This window comes from Azorhizobium oxalatiphilum, assembly GCF_014635325.1.
Classification (GTDB): domain Bacteria; phylum Pseudomonadota; class Alphaproteobacteria; order Rhizobiales; family Xanthobacteraceae; genus Azorhizobium; species Azorhizobium oxalatiphilum.
Genome location: NZ_BMCT01000001.1, coordinates 1,082,423 through 1,102,643, shown reverse-complemented (window position 1 = coordinate 1,102,643; position 20,221 = coordinate 1,082,423). Strand labels below are relative to the sequence as shown.

18 protein-coding genes are annotated in these 20,221 nt (G+C 67.2%); 8 read left to right on the top strand and 10 right to left on the bottom strand.

The features are described 5' to 3' along the window. Positions 1 to 286 precede the first annotated feature (286 nt). The 5 genes from cysW to IEW24_RS04960 form a co-directional block, all read right to left on the bottom strand. Positions 287 to 1,168, bottom strand: coding sequence for a sulfate ABC transporter permease subunit CysW (gene cysW, locus IEW24_RS04980; protein ID WP_188575966.1), 882 nt, complete (start codon positions 1,166 to 1,168; stop codon positions 287 to 289). A 3-nt stretch (positions 1,169 to 1,171) separates the two neighbouring features. Next, the gene (gene cysT, locus IEW24_RS04975; RefSeq protein WP_188575963.1) at positions 1,172 to 1,993 is read right to left on the bottom strand and encodes a sulfate ABC transporter permease subunit CysT; all 822 of its coding nucleotides are present in this window, start codon (positions 1,991 to 1,993) and stop codon (positions 1,172 to 1,174) included. A gap of 141 nt (positions 1,994 to 2,134) precedes the next feature. Then, positions 2,135 to 2,896: a metallophosphoesterase family protein gene (locus IEW24_RS04970; protein ID WP_188575961.1), complete on the bottom strand. Its 762-nt coding sequence runs from the start codon at positions 2,894 to 2,896 to the stop codon at positions 2,135 to 2,137. Positions 2,897 to 2,985: 89 nt separating this feature from the next. Next, positions 2,986 to 3,432, bottom strand: coding sequence for a hypothetical protein (locus IEW24_RS04965; protein ID WP_188575959.1), 447 nt, complete (start codon positions 3,430 to 3,432; stop codon positions 2,986 to 2,988). A gap of 246 nt (positions 3,433 to 3,678) precedes the next feature. Then, positions 3,679 to 4,005: a hypothetical protein gene (locus IEW24_RS04960; RefSeq protein WP_188575957.1), complete on the bottom strand. Its 327-nt coding sequence runs from the start codon at positions 4,003 to 4,005 to the stop codon at positions 3,679 to 3,681. A gap of 399 nt (positions 4,006 to 4,404) precedes the next feature. Here IEW24_RS04960 and IEW24_RS04955 point away from each other — a divergent pair, with 399 nt between their 5' ends. Next, positions 4,405 to 5,439, top strand: a complete 1,035-nt coding sequence (locus tag IEW24_RS04955; protein WP_188575955.1) for an aspartate-semialdehyde dehydrogenase — start codon at positions 4,405 to 4,407, stop codon at positions 5,437 to 5,439. A 150-nt stretch (positions 5,440 to 5,589) separates the two neighbouring features. Here IEW24_RS04955 and IEW24_RS04950 read toward each other — a convergent pair whose 3' ends face one another. The 3 genes from IEW24_RS04950 to IEW24_RS04940 all read right to left on the bottom strand — a co-directional run bounded on the left by IEW24_RS04950 (position 5,590) and on the right by IEW24_RS04940 (position 9,844). Further along, positions 5,590 to 7,638, bottom strand: a complete 2,049-nt coding sequence (locus tag IEW24_RS04950; RefSeq protein WP_188575953.1) for a DUF4114 domain-containing protein — start codon at positions 7,636 to 7,638, stop codon at positions 5,590 to 5,592. Positions 7,639 to 7,764: 126 nt separating this feature from the next. Next, complete coding sequence (locus IEW24_RS04945; protein ID WP_188575951.1) at positions 7,765 to 8,496, bottom strand: TetR/AcrR family transcriptional regulator; 732 nt, start codon at positions 8,494 to 8,496, stop codon at positions 7,765 to 7,767. Positions 8,497 to 8,599: 103 nt separating this feature from the next. Then, a complete protein-coding gene (locus tag IEW24_RS04940; RefSeq protein WP_308468376.1) occupies positions 8,600 to 9,844 on the bottom strand; it encodes a phenylacetate--CoA ligase family protein in 1,245 nt (414 codons plus the stop codon). A gap of 265 nt (positions 9,845 to 10,109) precedes the next feature. On the opposite strand from IEW24_RS04940, the gene IEW24_RS04935 reads away from it, so the two are divergent. The 6 genes from IEW24_RS04935 to IEW24_RS04910 all read left to right on the top strand — a co-directional run bounded on the left by IEW24_RS04935 (position 10,110) and on the right by IEW24_RS04910 (position 17,003). Beyond that, positions 10,110 to 10,892 (top strand): ABC transporter ATP-binding protein, encoded by a 783-nt coding sequence (locus IEW24_RS04935; protein ID WP_244644161.1) that lies wholly within the window; start codon positions 10,110 to 10,112, stop codon positions 10,890 to 10,892. Continuing rightward, the gene (locus tag IEW24_RS04930; protein WP_188575949.1) at positions 10,889 to 12,829 is read left to right on the top strand and encodes an AMP-binding protein; all 1,941 of its coding nucleotides are present in this window, start codon (positions 10,889 to 10,891) and stop codon (positions 12,827 to 12,829) included. The genes IEW24_RS04935 and IEW24_RS04930 overlap by 4 nt, the downstream gene beginning before the upstream one ends. A 3-nt stretch (positions 12,830 to 12,832) precedes the next feature. Then, the gene (locus IEW24_RS04925; RefSeq protein ID WP_188575947.1) at positions 12,833 to 13,720 is read left to right on the top strand and encodes a branched-chain amino acid ABC transporter permease; all 888 of its coding nucleotides are present in this window, start codon (positions 12,833 to 12,835) and stop codon (positions 13,718 to 13,720) included. Further along, positions 13,720 to 14,790 carry a branched-chain amino acid ABC transporter permease gene (locus IEW24_RS04920; RefSeq protein WP_188575945.1) on the top strand — a complete coding sequence of 357 codons (1,071 nt, stop codon included), beginning with the start codon at positions 13,720 to 13,722 and terminating at the stop codon, positions 14,788 to 14,790. The genes IEW24_RS04925 and IEW24_RS04920 overlap by 1 nt, the downstream gene beginning before the upstream one ends. A 71-nt stretch (positions 14,791 to 14,861) precedes the next feature. After that, positions 14,862 to 16,127 carry an ABC transporter substrate-binding protein gene (locus tag IEW24_RS04915; RefSeq protein WP_188575943.1) on the top strand — a complete coding sequence of 422 codons (1,266 nt, stop codon included), beginning with the start codon at positions 14,862 to 14,864 and terminating at the stop codon, positions 16,125 to 16,127. An 84-nt stretch (positions 16,128 to 16,211) separates the two neighbouring features. After that, entirely contained in the window at positions 16,212 to 17,003 is a 792-nt protein-coding gene (locus tag IEW24_RS04910; protein ID WP_188575941.1) for an ABC transporter ATP-binding protein, read from the top strand. Positions 17,004 to 17,090: 87 nt separating this feature from the next. Here IEW24_RS04910 and IEW24_RS04905 read toward each other — a convergent pair whose 3' ends face one another. Together IEW24_RS04905 and IEW24_RS04900 are read right to left on the bottom strand one after the other, a co-directional pair. Then, positions 17,091 to 17,966: an SDR family oxidoreductase gene (locus IEW24_RS04905; protein WP_188575939.1), complete on the bottom strand. Its 876-nt coding sequence runs from the start codon at positions 17,964 to 17,966 to the stop codon at positions 17,091 to 17,093. After that, complete coding sequence (locus tag IEW24_RS04900; RefSeq protein WP_210324125.1) at positions 17,959 to 19,185, bottom strand: acyl-CoA dehydrogenase family protein; 1,227 nt, start codon at positions 19,183 to 19,185, stop codon at positions 17,959 to 17,961. Before IEW24_RS04900 ends, IEW24_RS04905 begins: the two co-directional genes overlap by 8 nt. Before the next feature lie 251 nt (positions 19,186 to 19,436). Here IEW24_RS04900 and IEW24_RS04895 point away from each other — a divergent pair, with 251 nt between their 5' ends. Further along, entirely contained in the window at positions 19,437 to 20,219 is a 783-nt protein-coding gene (locus tag IEW24_RS04895; protein WP_188575937.1) for an enoyl-CoA hydratase-related protein, read from the top strand. Positions 20,220 to 20,221 lie beyond the last annotated feature (2 nt).

The following is a 20,221-nucleotide window of genomic DNA, read 5'->3' as shown; positions in this document are numbered from 1 at the left end:
GGCTTTCGGCGCGTTCGCGACAGGGGCTGTCGCACGCGACCCGCCCCCTCTAGCCTCCCTAGCCCCCTCACCGTCCGTCATCCCCGGGCTTGTCCCGGGGATCCACGCCCTTCCATTGGATGGAAGGGATGGCCAATGGTCGAAACGGCAGCGTTCGCCCCATTCCGACGGTGTAAGGTCGGCACGGCGTGGATCCCCGGGACAAGCCCGGGGATGACGGTTTCAAGGGAGCGGCAAGGGCCCTCAGCCTTGAGAGCAGCGCCATGTGGCCCCGGAGAAAAACTCCTCAGTGCCCCGCGCCGCGCGCCACGTTGAGCCGCGCGCGCTCGGCGTCCAGCCGCTCGATGATCAGCTTGGCCACCAGCGTCACCAGCGCCACGCCGGCCAGCACGGTCGCCGCGCCGAAGGCCGCTGCCACCTGACTGTCCTGATACAGCAGCTCGATCTGCAGCGGCATGGTGGAGGTCTGGCCCCGGATGTTGCCCGACACCACCGACACCGCGCCGAACTCGCCCATGACACGGGCGTTGCACAGCGCCGCCCCGTAGAGCAGCGCGAAGCGCACGTTGGGCAGCGTCACCGTGCGCAGGATGCGCCAGCCCGAGGCGCCCAGCGTCACCGCCGCCTCTTCCTCCTCGCGGCCCTGCGCCATCATCAGCGGCACGATCTCGCGCGCCACGAACGGGGCAGTCACGAACAGGCTGGCGAGGATGATCGCCGGTGTGGCGAACATGATCTTGATGTCCCACATCTCCAGATACGGCCCCAGCAGCCCCTGCGCGCCATAGACGAACAGATAGGCCACGCCCGCCACGATGGGCGAGATGGAGAAGGGCAGCTCGATCAGCGCCATCAGCACCCCGCGACCGGGGAACGAGAACTTCGCGACAGTCCACGCCGCCGCGATGCCGAAGCACACGTTCACCGGCACGCACACCAGCGCGGTGATGAGGGTGAGCTGCATGGCGTGCAGCGTGTCCGGCTTGGTGAGGCTGTCGAAATAGGCCGCCGCGCCGCGCGCGAACGCCTCGGTGAAAATGGAGGTGAGCGGGGCGATGAGCACGAACAGCGTCACCAGCAGCACGCTGCCGATGAGCACGATCCGGGTGAGAAGGCCGTCGCCGACGCGGCGGCGGGTGGGGGCGTCCGAAGGGCGCGCATCCGCCATGGGTCAGTCCTCCCGGATGGTGCGGCGCTGGTGCCACGCCTGAATGGCGTTGACGGTCAGCAGCATGAGGAAGGCGAGGCCGAGCATGGTGGCGGCAATCGCGGCGGCGGCCGGATAGTCATATTCCTCCAGCCGGATGAAGGCGAGCAGGGCCACGATCTCGGTGCGGAACGGCTGGTTGCCGGCGATGAACACCACCGCGCCGAACTCGCCCAGCGAGCGGGCAAACGCCAGCGAGCAGCCGGCCAGAAAGGCCGGGAACAGCGCCGGCAGGATCACCGTCCAGAAGATGCGCAGATCCGAGGCGCCCAGCGTGGCGGCCGCCTCTTCCACGTCCGCCGCAAGGTCTTCCAGCACCGGCTGCACGGTGCGCACCACGAAGGGAATGGAGGTGAAGGCCATGGCGCAGGCGATACCGGCGGGCGCATAGGCCACCTGAATGCCCCATTGCGCCAAGGGCGCGCCATACCAGCCGTTCTTGGCGAACAGCGCGGTGAGCGCGAGGCCGGCGACGGCGGTCGGCAGCGCGAAGGGCACGTCCACCAGCGCATCCAGCAGGCGCTTGCCGGGAAACTCATAGCGCACCAGCACCCAGGCCAGGGCGAGGCCATAGACCGCGTTGAACAGGGTGGCGATGGCGGCGGTGGTGAGCGTCACCTGAAACGAGGCCAGCGTGCGCGGCGAGGTGATGATGGCGATGTAGCGGGCAAAGCCCACATCCGCCGCCTGCAACAGCAGGGCCGCCACGGGCAGCAGCACGATCAGGCAGAGATAGGTGAGCGTGACGCCCAGCGAGAGGCGGAAGCCCGGAATAACGCTGGACATGTCCCCTCCCCGGCCGGTGCCGTTCCTGCCCCGGCCGCTCCGCTGCGGCAGGCCGTTTCGCGGCGTCTTATGCCGGGGCCGGCGGCATTTGTCATGTGCGTTCGGGGAAAGTCCCTATCCCATCTCCGGGATGTGGATTGGTCAGCGGTGGGGATGGGTCTTGCCGATGCCGGGCCGGTAGGTGCCGGTGCGCACCGCATGGGCGAGGTCGGGCCGGTCGTGCTGTTCCGCCTGCCTGCCCGCCGCCTCGAAATCATAGGGCACGGCGCGCATGTCCACCGCCCAGCCGCTGGCGAGCCGCTCCAGCACCGCATAGCGGGCGTGCGGGGCGCCGGTCTCCACCACGTGCGGCGGCTCGAGGTCGCGATAGGCGGGCAGACCCACGCTGCCGGGATTGACCAGCAGCACACCGTCGAGGGTCAGCAGGCGCGGCGTGTGGCTGTGCCCGCACAGCACCACCTTCGCCGCGCCGATGCCGGCGATGCGCGGGCGGATGGCGTCCTCCTCCGACAGCCGCACCCGCCCCTCGGACACGTCTTCGAGCATATATTCCAGATCGCCCCCCGCCGGGCTGCCGTGGCAGGCGAACACCTCGCCATCGGCCAGCGACAGGGTCGGCGGCAGGCGGGCCATCCAGTCCAGATGGGCGGCGGAGAGGCGCTGCCGGGCGAAGGCATCCACCCGGCCGGTGCTGCCCGCCAGCACCTGCCGCTCGTGATTTCCGGCCAGCGTCGCGGCGTCGAGGTCCATCTGCATGTCGGCGGCGAGCGCCGGATCGAACGGGCCGGAGACGAGATCGCCCAGATTGACGATGAGGTCCGCATGAGCGGACTTCAGATGCTCCAGCACCGCCTTCAGGGCGATGGCATTGCCGTGGACGTCGGAAATCACCGCTATACGCATCAGACACCCCGGATCACGTCACCCTGCCGGCCCCTGCCGGCCGCACCATCATCGGATGCCGCACGGGAACAGCAAGGAATTTCGGCGCCTTACTTTTCCTGCGGCCCCACCTTGAAGCGCAGCTCGGCGCCGGGGAAGACGAAGCGCACGGCGGAGGAATCCGGCTCCCAGTGGATCACCGAATAGGAGGAGCGCGAGCCGAAATAGGGGCCTGGGATGGGCGTGCCGGTCTGCCTGTAGGAGAAGCCGGGGCCCTCGATCTCGAACTCGAACCAATTGCGCGGCTCGCCGGTGAAGAAGTGCCGCTCCGTATAGTCCATGACGGAGGCCACGTAGCGGCCATCGGGTGAGCCCTGGCTCTCCCCGGTGCCGATGGGCATGGTCTGGAGGTGGCGGAGCTGCACCGCGAGGCCCAGCATCAGAAAGACGAAGATGACGCCCAGCGCCCGCAGCACGCGATAGCGGCGACGGGGGAGCGGGGGCGGCGGTGCGGGCTGCGATGACGCGGGCTGAGGCTCGGGCGGGTGCTCACTCATGGGCACAACATAGCCAACGGCGCGACGCGAGGGGCAGCAGCCGGCAACCGCCCCTGCCGCCATCGGCGGCGAAATGCAGAAGCTGCTCGCCATCGGCGGCGAAATGCAGAAAGAACCCGCCGTCAGCGGCCAAACGCAGGAGCTGCCTGCCACCGGCCGTAGAAACGCAAATGCCGCCCGCAACAGTCATTGCGGACGGCTTCAGGCTCCCGAAGGAGCAGATGTCTGGTGCGGAAAACCGCCGGCTCAGAAGCCGGGCAGGTCCCAGCGGCCGGGCAGAGCGGCGGACACCGGCACGACGCCGTAATGGTCCGAGCTGGGGCCGTTGGTCGGGTAGAGCACGTTCGCCGGCAGCGCATAGTCCAGATAGGACTTGGAGCCGGGCTTCACCACCGTGCCGGCGTCGAGCGGCGAGCGCTTGACGATCTCGATACGGGTCTTCTTCTGGGCCAGAACGGGCTTGCGGGGACCGCTGAGCACGGGGCCATCGGACTGCGCATTCGCGGACGGCGCGAACGCTGTAACCGCAACCATCGCGGCAGCGGCCAGAACAAAAAGCGGCGCGACACGCATGACAACCTCCCGCGAAACCACCGATATTCCGATTACGGCAGAAGTCTGAACGAAGCAAGAAACCCTTGGTCGCCCTCCCCGGTTCCCTGCCGCGACGCGCAGGCGCGTGTCGGAAGGGCCACACCGTGAGCGGGACGGCAAGCCTTGCCGTTGCAGGATCGGACCCCACGGCAGGTATTCCTTAGCCATACAGGCTGGTGCGGGCCTTTCCCTTGCGCGCGGCAGAGTGGCTTGCGCGCGGCAAGCCAGCTTCCCACATTGCAACTTGTCGCCTGATTCCTTAAGAACGCGCGGTTCCGGCCTCTCGTGCCGGACAACATGTCCGAAGGGACTTTGGTGTAACAGCCCGCAGGGGCTTGGGTTCAAAAGTCCCACGGACACGACACTCAAGGATTTGTCATGGGTTACAAGGTCGCCGTCGTCGGCGCCACGGGAAACGTGGGCCGGGAGATTCTCTCGATCCTCGACGAGCGGGGCTTCCCCGCCGACGAGGTTGTCGCTCTGGCATCGCGCCGGTCTGTCGGCGTCGAGGTCTCCTACGGTGACAAAACCCTGAAGTGCAAGGATCTCGCCACGTACGACTTCTCCGACACCGACATCTGCCTGATGTCGGCCGGCGGGTCCGTGTCGAAGGAATGGTCGCCCAAGATCGGCGCGCAGGGCTGCGTCGTCATCGACAATTCCTCGCAGTGGCGGACCGATCCCGACGTGCCGCTGATCGTTCCGGAAGTGAATGCCGACGCCATCGTCGGCTTCACCAAGAAGAACATCATTGCCAACCCGAACTGCTCGACCGCGCAGCTCGTGGTGGCGCTGAAGCCGCTGCACGACGCCGCCACCATCACCCGCGTGGTGGTCTCCACCTACCAGTCCGTCTCCGGCGCCGGCAAGGATGCCATGGACGAGCTGTTCTCGCAGACCCGCGCGGTCTTCGTCTCCGACCCGGTCGAGGCGAAGAAGTTCCCGAAGCGGATCGCCTTCAACCTGATCCCCCAGATCGACGTGTTCATGGAGGACGGGTTCACGAAGGAAGAGTGGAAGATGAATGTCGAGACGAAGAAGATTCTCGACCCCAAGATCAAGCTCACGGCCACCTGCGTCCGCGTGCCGGTCTTCATCTCCCACGCCGAGAGCGTGAACGTGGAGTTCGAGAAGGAGCTGTCCGCGGAAGACGCCCGCAAGATCCTGCGCAACGCGCCGGGCGTCCTGCTGGTGGATACGCGCGAGCCGGGCGGCTACATGACCCCGCACGAAGCGGCGGGCGAGGACGCCACCTACATCTCGCGCCTGCGCGACGACCCGACCGTGGACAACGGCATCGCCTTCTGGTGCGTGTCGGACAATCTGCGCAAGGGCGCGGCGCTGAACGCGGTGCAGATCGCGGAAGTGCTGATGAACCGCAAGCTCATCACCTCCCGCAGCAAGGCCGCCTGATCCTTTCAGACCGGCTTTGAGAGTAACGACGGCCCGCCATTGGCGGGCCGTTTTGCGTTTGGGAGGCAGCCAAGAGGCTGCGGCGCGCGGAACGCCCCCCCCCCCCCCCCCCGCAGGAACGAAGGGAAGGCGGTCTTGTGCGCCCTTCGCTCACACCAGCAGGAAGCCGTCGTGCGCGTGCAGGGTGAAGACCACATCCTGGAAATCGTCGTCGGCCGTGCCGCGCGCCACGTCCTCGAAGCCGATCACCAGCGAGGAGGCATCCGACGAGATGCCGCTCAGCACATGATCCAGCCCATCCGCATTGTAGGCGGCGGTGGAGTGGAAGACGGTGGCGCCGTAGAGCGCCAGTTGCTGGCTGTGCAGCACCGGCGTGGTGGAGCCCGCCTCGAACAGGAAGGAGATGTCGTCCGGCAGCGAGCCGTAGCGGTTGAACCCGTCCTGGATCAGGAAGAAGCCCACGCTGTCGCCATTGCCCGGCTGGCCGAGGCTGAGCGTCGTGCCGCCCGCTTCCACCGACGTGTCGCCGAACAGGATGCGCACGTCCGAAATGCTGCCGTCCACGGAGATGTTGTAGGTGCCGAGCATATTGCGATAGCCCGACTGCGCCGAGGTGAATTCCAGCGTGAAGCTCACCCCGCCATCGCCCGACAGATAGGGCTGGTTGGCGATGCCGTTGATCAGGCTCGCGTCCACGGCCGCGCCCTCGGACAGCGTCGGCAGGAAGGTGCCGAAGCTCAGATAGGTGATGGCCTCCGCCCCGCTGCCGCGCGCCACCGTCATGAAGTCGCCGCCGGAGAAATCGCCGAAGAGCTGGAAGGCGCTGCCGCCGGACGCGAAGGTGGCGGTGGCCGCATCATGGGTCAGGCTGTAGGTGGCGGCGGTGAGCCGGCTGCCGAGCATGTCCACCCGGCCGAGCGCCGAGAAGCCGAACACCGCGTCGCCATTCAGGTCCGCCAGCGCGTCGAACAGGATGTTGTGCCCGCTGCCGAACACGATGGTGTCCGCCCCTGCCCCGCCCGACACGCGATTGTTGCCGGCGCCGGTGGTGATGTGGTCGTCGCCGGCATTGGCGATGAGCAGGTTATCAATATCGTTGCCGATCAGCGTATCGTTGCCGCTGCCGGTGATGAGGCCGCTCACCGCCGAGCGGGTGTCGCCCTCATAGAGCAGCGCGTTATAGACATTGCCCTTGGCCTGATACTCCAGCGTGCCCTGCGGCACGGCGTTGTTGAGATCACCCAGCTGCGCGCGGGAGAAGGTGGACCACTGGCCGGGCCGCAGGTCGGCGAGCTGGTCCTCGGAGAAATTCGAGAAGTCGTAGGTGGCGGTGGCGCCCTGCGTCCAGATGGTCTGCAGAATCTTGCCGGTCTCGGACACGCCGGTGAGCGGGGCCGCTTCGCCATTGATGTACTGCTGGCCCGTGACCGCATCCCAGCTATAGACCGCCGTGGTGCCCACCGCGCTGAAATTGGCGCCGTAATAGGCCTGCAGGGCGGCGATGTCGTACATCATGTAGCCCTGCGGGGCGCTGCCGCGCCAGGCAGTGGAAAGGCCCTGCGACAGATCGGTGCCGATATAGCTGGCGTAGGTCATCACCGAGAATTCGGTGCCGTTGCGATCCGCCGAGAGCCCGCCATTGTAATCGGAATCATGGCCGTGCTTCAGGCCGAAGGCATGCCCCATCTCATGGATGATGGTCAGATACTCATCGGTGCCGATGTAATTGCCGGTGGTATCGCCGTTGAGGCCCAGCCAGGTGTCGCCGGCCAAGCGGCTGTCCGAGGGGGCATAGCTGCCGGCATTGGGCGGGAAATTCGATTCCGAGCCCTCATCCTGATAGTTGGCGAAGCGCAGCGTGGCGTTCGCCGCCGTGGCGGAGGCGGATTCAACGAAGCTCAGCTGCGTGAAGGCGCTCAGCTGCGCCACGGCAAGGCGCACAGCGTCCTTCTGCACCGCGCTCAGCTCGGAGGCGATGTCCACATAGTCGGCCTCCGGATAGCCGCCGGGAATGTCGAAATCCGCGTCGGAGGTGGCGAAGGCATAGGTGAAGACCGTGGTCGCCTGCGTGCCGCCATACTGGGTGGCCCAGTAATAGCCCATCATGGTGGCGCGCACGTTAGGATCGAGCGACGAGGTGTCGAGGAAGGCGCTGCCATAGAGGCCGCCCTTCGGCCCGGTCGGATCCGCACTCGCCATCACACACCCCCACCCACGCATTACCCAGCGTCTGTTTTGCCGGTTGGGGCCGGGTTCGTCAACGATTGATGATACTTACCAGTATACCTTAACACCTCATGCGGCGACGGACCCGCGCACAATCGCTCACGCTTTCGCCTCCCGCGCCGCCACGCGCTCCAGCCGGTCGGCCACGTCCTCGAGGCGCCGGGCGATCAATTCGGCCTGATCCGGCGCGACCCGATCCGCGACCGCCAGTGCCCGGTAGATCATGTTCGCCAGATCATCCGCCAGCGCCACGGGATCGAAGTCGCCCTCGTTGCGCAGAAACGCCCAGGTGCGATGCTCGACGCCGCCGAAGATCAGATCGCGGACGAGGCCCGCCGATACGTCCGGCCGGAATTCGCCGCTCGCCACGGCGGCGCGCACGATGTCGATGATGCGATGGGTATAGGACTGGTTGAGCTGGAACAGCCGGGTTTCGCGATAATTGGGTTCCGAGCGCAGCTTCTGGAACACCAGCCGGCTGAGCCCCGGCTCACGACGGATGGAATAGAGGTGCTGGAGCACGACGAAGCGGATCTGGTTCCAGGTGCCCTTCACGGCCGCGAACTGGGCCCGATCCTCCTCCAGCATCTGCTCGTACCAGATCTCCACCACCTTCACGAGCAGGTCGCGCTTGTTGGTGAAGAAGCGATAGATGCTGCCCTCGACCACCCCCGCGCGCTCGGCGATCTCCGAGATCAGGGCATCGTCATATCCGCGCTCGGTGAACACCTGCCGGGCCGCGGCCAGGATGTCGGAGATCCGCTTCTCGGCCGGCAAGCGGTTGGCATGACGCCGCGTCCGCGTCTTCTCCTGCGTCCCTGCCTTGCCCATACTCTGCCTTTCCGCACCGGTCCCCGGATCATCCGCGCTTCGCGGCCCCGTATCGCTCGCAATTCATAGGCATGGGATGCCGAATGGCAATCCGCCGCCGGCATCAGTCATAGCGCCGCTTATCCACGATGCCGCCCGCCTCTTCCCCGAGGCTTCCGGGCGGAACGAGGCACACCGTGCCGCCGAGGCGCGTCACGGCACGCAGGGTCCGGGCAAGGCGCGCCTCCAGATCGGCCTGCGGCATCTCCGCTTCAGCCTCCAGTGTCAGCACGTCCCGCTCGTCGGCCCGCGAGATGACGAACCGCGCCCGCACCACCTCCGGATGCGCCTGCCGGATCTGCGCCAGATGGGCGGGAACGACGAACATGCCCTTGACCTTGACCGCCTGATCCGCCCGCCCCAGCCAGCCCCGCAGCCGCTGGGCGGTGTGGCTGGCGCTGCCGGCGCCGGGGGTGAACGCGGACAAATCGCCGGTGGCGAAGCGCACCAGCGGATAGCGCGCATCGGGCCGGGTCACGACGATTTCGCCCGTGTCGCCCTCCGCCATCCGCGCGCCGGTGGCCGGATCCAGGATCTCCACCAGCAGATCCTCATTGACGACCAGCCCGTCGTGATCCGATGTTTCATAGGCGATGATGCCGAGTTCGGCGGTCCCATACAGCTCGAAGAGCGCGACCCCGCGCTCACGCAGGCTGGCGCGGAGGGACGAGGGGACAGCCGCGCCGGCCACCACCGCCCGCCGGATCGAAAAGCCGACGCCCGCCGCATCGGCGGCGCGCGCGATGATGTTGAGATGGTCGGCCGTGCCCGCATAGGCTTCCGGCTGATAGAGCGACAGGACCTGAAGCACCTGCTCGGTGGCCGCGGCCCCGGCCGGGATCACCGCGCAGCCGAGCGCGCGGGCCGCCTCGTCCATAAGGAAGCCGCCGGGCGTGAGGTGATAGTTGAAGGTGTTCAGCACCACGTGGCCCCGGCGGAAACCGGCCGCATGGAGCGCGCGGGCGGCATTGGAGCCGTCGGGGGCGGACAGTTGCGGCTCGCAGATGGGGCCGGGCGACAGGAACAGGCGCGGAAAGTCGGCCGCAGGCTGCCGGACCAGTCCGCCGAAGGGCGGCAGACCGGCCTGCAGCGCGGGCAAGGCTGACTTACGGATCACCGGCAGGGCACCGAGCGCGGCCATATCGAATGCGCCCGCATCGGCGTAGCCGCCGACAACACGGGCGGTGCGGCGCAGCAGTTCCTCCAGCCGCAGCGCGGCAGGCTGCGTGTCACGGGCATCATAGGGCTCCGCCATGCCGTCCATCTGCCCCCTCCGGTCCGCATCCGCGGCATTTTTGAAGACCTTCATGAGGGTAATTCATTTTCTCCAAATGAGCAAAATATTGTCATTTAAAGCGATGTTGCGATGCAGTATTCGCGGCAATCAGAGCTTCTTGACACTTGATAATGAGGAGTGTTCAATAACTCAAAATGGCGGAAAAATCCGCTGACAGGCCAAGGCCTCGACGCCGGCCTGCCCCACCGGGGAGGAACAGCATTTGACCCCTGCCAGCGCGCCACACGTGCGTCCTGCGGCCCCTTTGTCGCGCCACGCCCCGGCAACGGATATCGCTTTGTCCTGTCACGGCATCGAGCGCTCCTTCGGCGGCCTCAGGGCGCTCAAGGGGGTCGATCTGGAGGTCCGGCAGGGACAGATCTTCGGCCTCGTCGGCCCCAACGGCTCCGGCAAGACCACCATGGTCAATGTGATGACCGGCTTCTATCCGCCCAATGCGGGGCGGGTGGAGCTGTTCGGCGCGGACATCACCCGCATGGCGCCCCACAAGGTGGCGCGCTGCGGGGTCGCGCGCACCTTCCAGAACCTCGCCCTCTTCAAGGGCATGAGCGTGCTCGACAACGTGCTGCTGGGGCGCCACGTCCACATGCGCCCGAGCGCCCTCGCCTCCCTGTTCTACTGGGTGTGGGCCGAGCGCGAGGAGCTGGCCCACCGCCGCGTGGTGGAGGAAATCATCGACTTCATGCAGCTCCAGGACATCCGCGACGAACCCGTGGAAGCCATCCCCATGGGTTTGCAGAAGCGGGTGGAGCTGGCCCGCGCGCTGGTGGCCCAGCCGCGCTTCCTCATTCTGGACGAGCCCATGGCCGGCATGAACCAGGAGGAGAAGGAATATATCGCCCGCTTCATCCTCGATGCCCGTGATGAGCGCGACGTCACCATCTTCATCATCGAGCACCACATGGATGTGGTGACGGCCATCTGCGACGAGGTGGTGGTGCTGTGCTATGGCGAGGTGATCGCCAGGGGCGACCCCGCCACGGCCATCGCCCAGCCGCAGGTGGTGAAAGCCTATCTGGGCGAGCGGGCCGCCGCGCGCCACGCGGGGACGGCATCATGACCGCCGCCCGCCTCGCAGCGCCGGGCATCTGGCCGCGCACATCCGATGGGCGCCCCGCCACGCTGGTGGCGGCCGTCGCCGCCAACGCCGCCGAAGCGCCCGGCCGCATCGGCTTTCGCGAGCGCGAGTTCGGGGTCTGGCAGGAATGGAGCTGGGCGCATGCTCAGCAGGAGATCCTCGCCATGGCGGCGGGGCTGGAGGATCTGGGCCTCGGCCCCGAGGAAGCCTTCACCGTGGTCGGCGACAACCGGGTGCGGATGTATTTCGCCATGGTCGCGGCCAACATGCTGCGGGCCTTCCCCTCCCCCGTGTTTCCGGATGTCCCGGTGGACGAATTCCCCACCTACATGCGCTTCGGCAAGCCGCGCATCGCGCTCGCCGAGGATCAGGAGCAGGTGGACAAGCTGCTGGAGGTGCGCGCCCGCACCGGACGGCCGGAGCGCATCATCTATGACGACCGGCGCGGCAGTTCCACCTATGCCGCCGGCGACGTCATCTCCCTCGACGACGTGATCGCCCGCGGCCGCGCGCGGCTGGCGCAGCAGCCGCGCCTCGCCTCGGACCTGATCAACCGCACCGGGCCGGACGACATCACCGTGCTGCTCTATTCCTCCGGCACCACCGGCACGCCGAAGGGCATCCCGCTGCGCCACCGCAACATCGTGGCCGGCGTCGCGGGTGCGGAAGCCGGCGGCCATTTCCGCCGCCACGAGGAACTGTTCGCCTATCTGCCCACCGCTTGGGTGGGCGACTTCGTGTTCACGGTCAGCGCCGGCCTGCTGCTGCAGGCCACCATCAACGTGCCCGAGCGGCAGGAGACGGCGCTGCACGACCTGCGCGAGGTGGCCCCCACCTTCTATCTCGCCGCCCCCCGCGCGTGGGACAACATGCTGACCCGCATTCAGGTGGGAATGGCGGATTCCACGCCCCTGAAGCGCGGCCTGTTCAATTTCTTCATGCCCCGCGCCATCGCCGCCGAGCGCAAGCGCATGGCCGGCGGCAGCCTCACCCTGGCCGAGCGGCTGGTGGCCCGGGTGGGGGAGTTCGTCATCTACGGCCCCATCAAGGACTATCTCGGCCTCTCGCGCGCGGAACGCGCCTTCACCGGCGGCGAGGCCATGGGCGATGACACCTTCCTGTTCTTCCGCGCGCTGGGCATCAAGCTGAAGCAGTTCTACGGCCAGACCGAAACCTGCGCCCTCTCCGCCGCACAGGGCGAGGACAGCATCAGCGGCCACACCGTGGGCCCCGCCTTGCCCGGCGTGGAGGTGCGCATCGACGAGACGGGCGAGATCCTCATCCGGGCCGCCTCCGTCTTCGACGGCTATTTCGACGATGACGCCGCCACCGAGAGCGCCCTGCACGAGGGTTGGCTGCGCACCGGCGATGCCGGCTATCTGGAGCAGGACGGCAGCCTCGTGGTGCTCGGGCGCGTCAGCGAGGTGGTGCGCACCAGCCTTGGCGAGCGCTTCATTCCCAACTTCATCGAGAACCGCCTGAAGTTCTCCGCTTTCGTGCGCAACGTGGCCGTGTTCGGCGCCGGGCGGGAGGAGCTGACCGCCCTCGTGTGCATCGATTATGACGCGGTGGGGCACTGGGCCGAGCAGCGCGCCATCGCCTATGCCTCCTATGCGGAGCTGTCGCAGAAGGAGGAGGTGGGCCTGCTCGTCGCCGGCCTCATCGCGCAGGTCAACACTACCCAGCCCGATGCCCTGCGCATCCGCCGCTTCATCAATCTGCACAAGGACTTCGACGCCGACGACGGCGAGGTCACGCGCACCCGCAAGCTGCGCCGGAGCGTGATCGAGACCAATTACGCCGTGCTGGCGGACGCCCTTTACGACGGCTCGGAGCGCGTCGCCTTCGAGGCGGCGATCACCTATGACGGCGGCCGGCGGGGCACGCTGCGCCGGGAACTGCAGATCCGGAAGGTGTGAGACATGGAGTTCGCACTCATTCTTGAGCTTTCGGTCAACGGCATCTTCATCGGCCTCATGTATGCGCTGGTGGCCGCCGGCCTGGTGCTGATCTACAAGACATCCGGCATCGCCAACCTCGCCCAGGGCGCGCTGGCGATGATGGGGGCCTATGTGGTCTGGGCCATCTCGGCCCAGCTCGGCGCGCCCATGTGGCTGGCCATCCCCCTTGGCCTCATCGTCATGTTCGGCGCCGGGCTGCTGACGGAGCGGCTCGCGCTGCGGCGCATGATCGGTCAGCCGGTGATCATGGTCATCATGCTCACCATCGGCATCGAGATCATGCTGCGCGGCGTGCTGCCGGGCATATTCGGCGCCGCCGTGAAGAAGCTGGACGTGGGCATTCCCAACGACCCGCTCTTCATCGGCGACATCCTCATCAACCGCGCCACCATGATCGGCGGCCTCATCTCCCTGGCGCTGGTGGCGCTGTCCATCGCCTTCTTCAACTCGCGCCTCGGCCTGATGATGCGCGCGGTGTCCGATGACCAGATGGCCTCCTGGTCGGTGGGCATCCGGGTGGACCGGGCGGTGGCCATCGCCTGGGGCCTGTCCGCCACCATGGCCACCACGGCGGGCATCCTGTGGGGCTCCACGCAGGGCGTGGACTGGTCGCTCTCGCTCCTCCTCATCAAGGCACTGGCCATCGCCATCCTCGGCGGGCTCGATTCCATTCCCGGCGTGCTCCTCGCCGGCGTGCTGATCGGCCTTGCCGAGAGCCTCGCCACCGGCCTTCTCGATCCTCTGGTGGGCGGCGGCACGCGGGATGTGGTGGCCTCCGTGATCATTCTTCTCACCCTGCTGCTGCGGCCGCACGGCCTGTTCGGCCGCGAGCATATCGAGAGGGTCTGATGTTCTATCGCCGCGCCGGGATCCTCCACACCCGTTATCAGGACGAGCGCCAGCTCTGGCCCTTCGCCTTCGATCGCGGCCTCGTCGCCACGGTTCTGGCCATCCTGCTGGTGGCCCCCTTCGCGTTCGACCGCATCTATCTCGTCACCTATCTGCTGCCGTGGATCATCTGGTCCTCGGCGGCGCTCGGCCTCAACCTGCTGATGGGCGGCGCCGGGCAGGTGCATCTGGGCTATGGCGCGGTGATGGGCATCGGCGCCTATGCCTCCGTGCACCTGCTGCGGGCGGGCATTCCGCTGGAGCTGGCCCTGCTGGCCGGGGGGCTGGCCAGTGCCGCCATCGGCAGCCTGTTCGGTGCCGCGGCCCTGCGGGTGAAGGGGCTGTATCTGGCCATGGCGACGCTCGCCATGCAGTATATCGTGGATTTCATCATCAGCCATTTCAGCATCATCAGCGGCGGCTCGCAGGCCACGCTTCAGGTGCCTCCGGTCCGCTTTCTCGGCGTGTCGCTGGCCAGTGATGCCGCCGCTTATTATTTCGCCCTGCTCATCTGCGTGGGCATCGTTCTGTTCATGCTCAACGTCCGGCGCACCAGCTTCGGCCGAGCGCTCGCGGCGGTGCGCGAGAAGGATTATGCGGCGGCGGTGATCGGGGTGGATTCCTTCCGCTTCAAGCTGGTGGCCTTCTTCGTGTCGTCCTTCGTCGGCGGCATGGTGGGCTGCGTGATGGCGGTCAGCTATTATCGCGCCGTCTCGCCGGACCAGTTCCATCTCGACCTGTCGATCCAGCTGGTGGCGATGGTCATCGTGGGCGGCCTCGGCAGCGTGCTCGGCAGCTTCTTCGGCGCGGCGCTGATCCTGTTCGCGCCCATCGTCCTCAACCACGCCGTCGCCTTCGGGGCGGATACGTTCGGGGTGGGGATTTCGGCGGACCTGCGGGCCCATCTGCCGCTGATGCTGTATGGGGCGATGATCGTGGGCTTCCTGCTGTGGGAGCCGCTGGGACTTGCCAAGATCTACAACAACGCCCGCAACTATTTCATGGTCTGGCCGCTGCGCCACAACAGGTGAAACGCCCCGCAGCCCGACGTCTTGTCCGATGGAGTTGAGCAAAGAGTCAAAAATAATATCGGGAGGAATCCATGTCCGTCACACGCCGAACCTTGCTGTCCCAGGCCGCGGTGATCGCTCTGGCCACCCAGTTCCGGATCGATCCGGCGGCGGCGCAGGAAAAGGTCATCCGCTTCGCGATGCCGCAGGACTTCACCAAGATTTATACCTTCGTCACCGCCGAATACAGCCAGGGCCAGAAGGACTATATCGCGCTGGTGAATGCGCGCGGCGGCATCAATGGCTATCGCATCCTCGCCGAGGTGTCCGACCAGGGCAACGATCTGCCCCGCGCCATCGAGCAATATGAGCGCGCCAAGAGCCAGGGCGCCATTCTGGTCGATCCGCTCGGCACCCCGGCCGCCCGCGCGCTGACCCCGCGTGCGCTTGCCGACAAGATCAACCTCATCACCGCCTATTCCGGCCGCAGCGATGCGGCGGACGGCACCGTCTTTCCCTACATCTTCCCGCTCTCGCCCAATTACTGGACGCAGATCGCCCTCCTCATCGATTATTTCCGCACCCAGTCGGGCGGCGATCTGAAGGGCAAGAAGATCTGCTTCGTGCATATCGACACGCCCTTCGGCAAGGAGCCGCTGCCCATCCTGAAGCGCCTGCAGGAGAAACTGGGCTTCGAGCTCAGCACCTTCCCCTACACGCCGCCGGGCAACGACCAGTCCGCCATCTGGCCACAGGTACGCCGCGCCCGCCCGGACTGGGTGGTGTTCTGGGGCGCGGGCGTGGGGCAGACGGTGGCGCTCACCGAGGCCATCCGCAACGGCCTGCCCTTGTCCAAGGTCTCCTCCAGCGTGTGGCTGTCGGAGAGCGACATGGACGTGGTCGGCCGCCAGCAGGCGGCCGGTGTGCTCAAGGTCGAGCCCTGTGCCTCCGGCCGTGAGCCCAGGCTCATCCAGCAGATCCTCAAGGAGGTGGTGGAGCCCGGCAAGGGTTCCGGTGCCGCCGAGAAGGTGGGCACGGCCTATTACAATTACGGCGTGATGATCACCTCCATCATGGTCGAGGGCGTGCGGCAGGCCTTCGCCAAGGCGCCCAATGGGCCGATCTCGGGCGAGTGGCTGAACGCCGGGCTCAGCTCCATCACGAACTTCGAGGCCGAGGGCCTCATCCCGCCCACCACGGTGACGCCGCAGGACCATCAGGGCGGCGGCAAGGCCCGCATCGCGCGCTGGGACGGCACCAAATTCGTGCCGGCCACGGACTGGTTCACGGCCTATCAGGACGTGGTCTGGGACGAGATCCGCACCACAGCGGCCGAATTCCAGAAGTCCGGAAAATAGCAAGCCGGCCGGCCTTCGGCACCCGCCCGGTGCCGAAGGTCGCCGATGCCTGCCGGCCCGTGACCGGCGAGATGGAGCGCACTGATGAGCCTGCTCGTTCTCAACAATGTCGAGGTGGTCTACGACAGCGTCTTCCTGGCCGTGAAGGGCGTGTCGCTGGAGGTGCCGAAAGCCGGGCTCGTCGCCTTGCTCGGGGCCAACGGCGCCGGCAAGAGCACGGTGCTCAAATCCATCAGCGGCCTGCTGGCGGCCGAGCGCGGGCTGGTGACACGCGGGCAGGTCACGTTCGACGGCGAGGACATGCGCGTGCTGGATCCACCCGCGCGGGTGCGCCGGGGCCTCGTGCATGTGCTGGAGGGCCGGCACGTCTTCGGGCATCTGACGCCGGAGGAGAACCTCATCGCCGCCACCTCCATGCATCCGGACCGGGCGAAGGTGAAAAGGATGGTGGAGGAGATGTTCACGCATTTCCCGCGTCTGGCGGAGCGCGCCAAAGCGCAGGCCGGCTACCTCTCCGGCGGCGAGCAGCAGATGCTGGCGATCGCACGGGCGCTGATGACCGAGCCCAAGCTCATCCTGCTCGACGAGCCCAGCCTCGGCCTCGCACCGTTTCTGGTGGACGAGATATTCGACATCGTCCGCCGCATCAATGCCGTGTCGGGCGTTGCCATATTGCTGGTGGAACAGAATGCCGTGGCGGCGCTGGACCTCGTCGAGACGGCCTATCTGATCGATCAGGGCCGCATCGTCATGAGCGGCACGGCCGCGGCGCTGGCCGCCAATCCGGACATTCAGGACGCCTATCTCGGCGGTGCGCAGAAGGTGGATTACCACGCCGTGAAGCACTATCGGCGGCGCAAGCGCTGGCTGGCCTGAACGGGGCGGCGCCGCATCCGTGTGGACGCGGCGCCGCGCGCTTCCCGCTGGGGAGGGGGAGGAACGGGAAGCGGCCCGAAGGCGACATCACACCCGGAAATAATCCGGTTTCTCGATGGTCCAGGTCTCGCCCCAGAGCTGGCTGCCGCCGGCCACATGGAGCACCTCGCCGGTGACGAAGCCGCCGGCCGGCCCGCCCAGATAGGCGCAGGCCTCGGCCACCTCCCATGTCGAGCCATTGCGCATCATGGGGTTGGATCTGGGATAGGCGGCCACCGCCTTGGGGTCATAGACCCGCCAGCCGGGGGTCTCGATCACGCCGGGGGCGATGCAATTGATGCGGATGTCCAGCGGCGCCCATTCCACCGCCAACGCCTGACTGAGCCCGATGACCCCCGCCCGCGCCGCGATGGTGTGGGCGACGCCGTGCAAACCGTGCGTCGTCACCACCACGATGTTGACGATGCTGCCCGCCCGCCCCGCATCGCGCCACGCACGGGCGGCAGCCTGCATCATGTGCCAGGTGCCGTTGAGGTTGGTGTTGATGACCGTGTTCCAGCCCTTCGCCGAAAAGTCGATGGCGGCCTGCGGGAACTGCCCGCCGGCACTGTTGATCAGCATGTCGATGCCGCCCGCCTCGGCCGCCACCCTGGCGAACAGGGCCGCCACGCTCTCCGGCTCGCGGATATCCACCACGGCGGTGCGCACATAGAGGCCGTGGGCGGCCATGGCCGTGCGCGCGCCCTCCAGCTTCTCCGCATTGCGCCCCGCCAGCACCACCCGCGCGCCCAGCCGGCCGAGCAGCCATGCGGCGGCGCGGCCGATACCGCCGGCCCCACCGGACACCAGAACGGTGCGGCCGGCGAAGGCATCGGCCGCATAGACGGTGGGGTGGGCGGCCAGCGCCGCATCATCGAGGCCGAACTCCGCCGGCTCCCGCGCGCCGCTCTCCTGTTCAGCCATGTGCCTTCAAGTCCTTCAGCAGCTCGCCGGCGATGATCAGCTTGCGCACCTCGGTGGTGCCGGCGCCGATCTCCAGCAGCTTGGTGGAGCGGAACAGGCGGTTGATCTCGGACTCCCAGATATAGCCGGAGCCGCCGTGGATCTGCACCGCCTTGTCCAGCACCTGATGGCAGGCATCAGCCGCATACATGACGGACGCGGCGGTGAGCATGTGAATATCCCCCCGCCCGCCCCCGCCCACTTCCAGCGGCGCCGCGGCTGCCAGCGTGCGGTAGGTGAAGCTGCGGATGGTCTCCACCGCCACATACATGTCCGCCAGCATGGACTGCACCATCTGGAAGCTGCCGATGGGCTTGCCGAACTGCCGGCGGGTCTTCGCATATTCGATGGACAGCTCCAGCGCCCGCTCGGCGACGCCCAGGCACAGGGGCGCGATCATCGCCCGCTCCAGATCAAGGCCGCTCATCACCACCGCGACGCCGGCATTCTCCTCTCCGACGAGGTTCCCGGCCGGCACCCGACAGTCCTCGAACACCAGCTCGGCGGTCTGGCTGCCGCGATAGCCCATCTTGGTGAGCTTCTGCGCAACCTTGAAGCCGGGCATGTCCTTCTCGACGATGAAGGCCGAGATGCCATGGGCGCCGCGCGCCTTGTCGGTCTTGGCATAGACCAGCAGGATATCCGCCACCGGCCCGTTGGTGATGTAGATCTTGGAGCCGTTCAGCACATAATGGTCGCCCTCGCGCCGGGCGGTGGTGCGCATGGAGCCGAGCGCATCGGAGCCTGCGCCCGGCTCGGTGAGGCCGAGGCAGCCGATGGTCCTGCCCGCGCACAGATCGGGCAGGTATTTGCGGCGCTGCGCGTCGGTGCCGTTGCGATAGATGTTGTTGGCGCACAGATTGTCATGCGCCACCCAGCTCAGCGCCAGTGCGTGGTTCCAGCGCGCGAAGCCCTGGAGCACCAGCCCGGCGGCGACCAGATCCAGCCCCGCGCCGCCGAATTCCTCGGCGATGGTGATGCCGAACAGCCCGGCCTCGCCGATCTTTGAAAAGGCGTCCGGCGGCCACCACTCGTCCGCGTCCATGCGCGCGCTGTAGCCGTACAGCTCCTTGCGCGCGAAGCGATCCGCCTGATCGAGGATCACCCGCTGGTCGTCGGTGAGGTCAAATCCCCCGCCGGGGGCGGCATTGTCCGGCGTCCAGGTCTCCATGGCCGACATCTGGTCCTCCCCTGCCCGCCGGTTGGTCCGGCAGCGCCTCAGTTCCTGTCCATTCGGATTTAATGAACTGTTTTCATAACGGTGGCAGAGCGCCCGGAATGCGTCAAGCGGAACCGTCCTGATAATGGGATTCGCAACTCTTCTCGCAGCTGCGAAGCGGGTCTGTTGACAGTGTTGATGAATTGAAATCAGTTATTACGAAACGGACCCCGGCCGCCACCAACCGGCCCGATAATAAAAGGGGGAGGACGATGAGCGCAGTCGTGAGAACCGAGCGCCGGGGCATGGTCATGACCCTGACCATCGACCGCGAGGCCAGACGCAACGCCCTGAATGCCGATGTCGCCGCCGGGATCTGCGCCGGCCTCGACGCCTCCGAGGCGGATCGCGGCGTGCGCGCCGTGGTGCTGACCGGGGCCGGCGACAAGGCGTTCTGCGCCGGAGGCGATCTGCAGCCCAATGCCGAGGGCACGCCCTTCACCATCGATGCCGCCGACCCCCGCCATTATGTGGCCGGCCTCATCCGCCGCATGGAGGCCTGCCGCCTGCCGCTGGTGGCGCGGGTGAACGGCCATGCGCTGGCCGGCGGCTTCGGCCTCGTCAGCGGCTGCGATCTGGTGGTGGCGCGCGAGGATGCGCTGCTGGGCGTGACCGAGGTGAAGGTCGGCCTGTTCCCCATGATGATCCTGCCCGCGCTGCTGCGCACCGTGCCCGCCCGCCTGCTGATGGAGATGTGCCTCACCGGCGAGCCCATCACCGCCAGGGCGGCGCTGGCCGACCGGATCGTGAACTATGCCGTGCCCGCCGCCGAGCTGGACGCGAAGACCGACTGGCTGCTCGGGCGCATCACCGACAAGTCGCCCACCGGCATCCGCCTTGGCAAGCAGGCGCTCGGTAAGGTGCGGGAGATGCCGGTGGACACGGCGCTGGAATACGCCCAGTTCATGCTCGCCAACATGGCCCGCACGGAGGATGCCAGGGAGGGTTTTGCCGCCTTCGCGGCAAAGCGCGCCCCGCAATGGACAGCGGAGTGAGC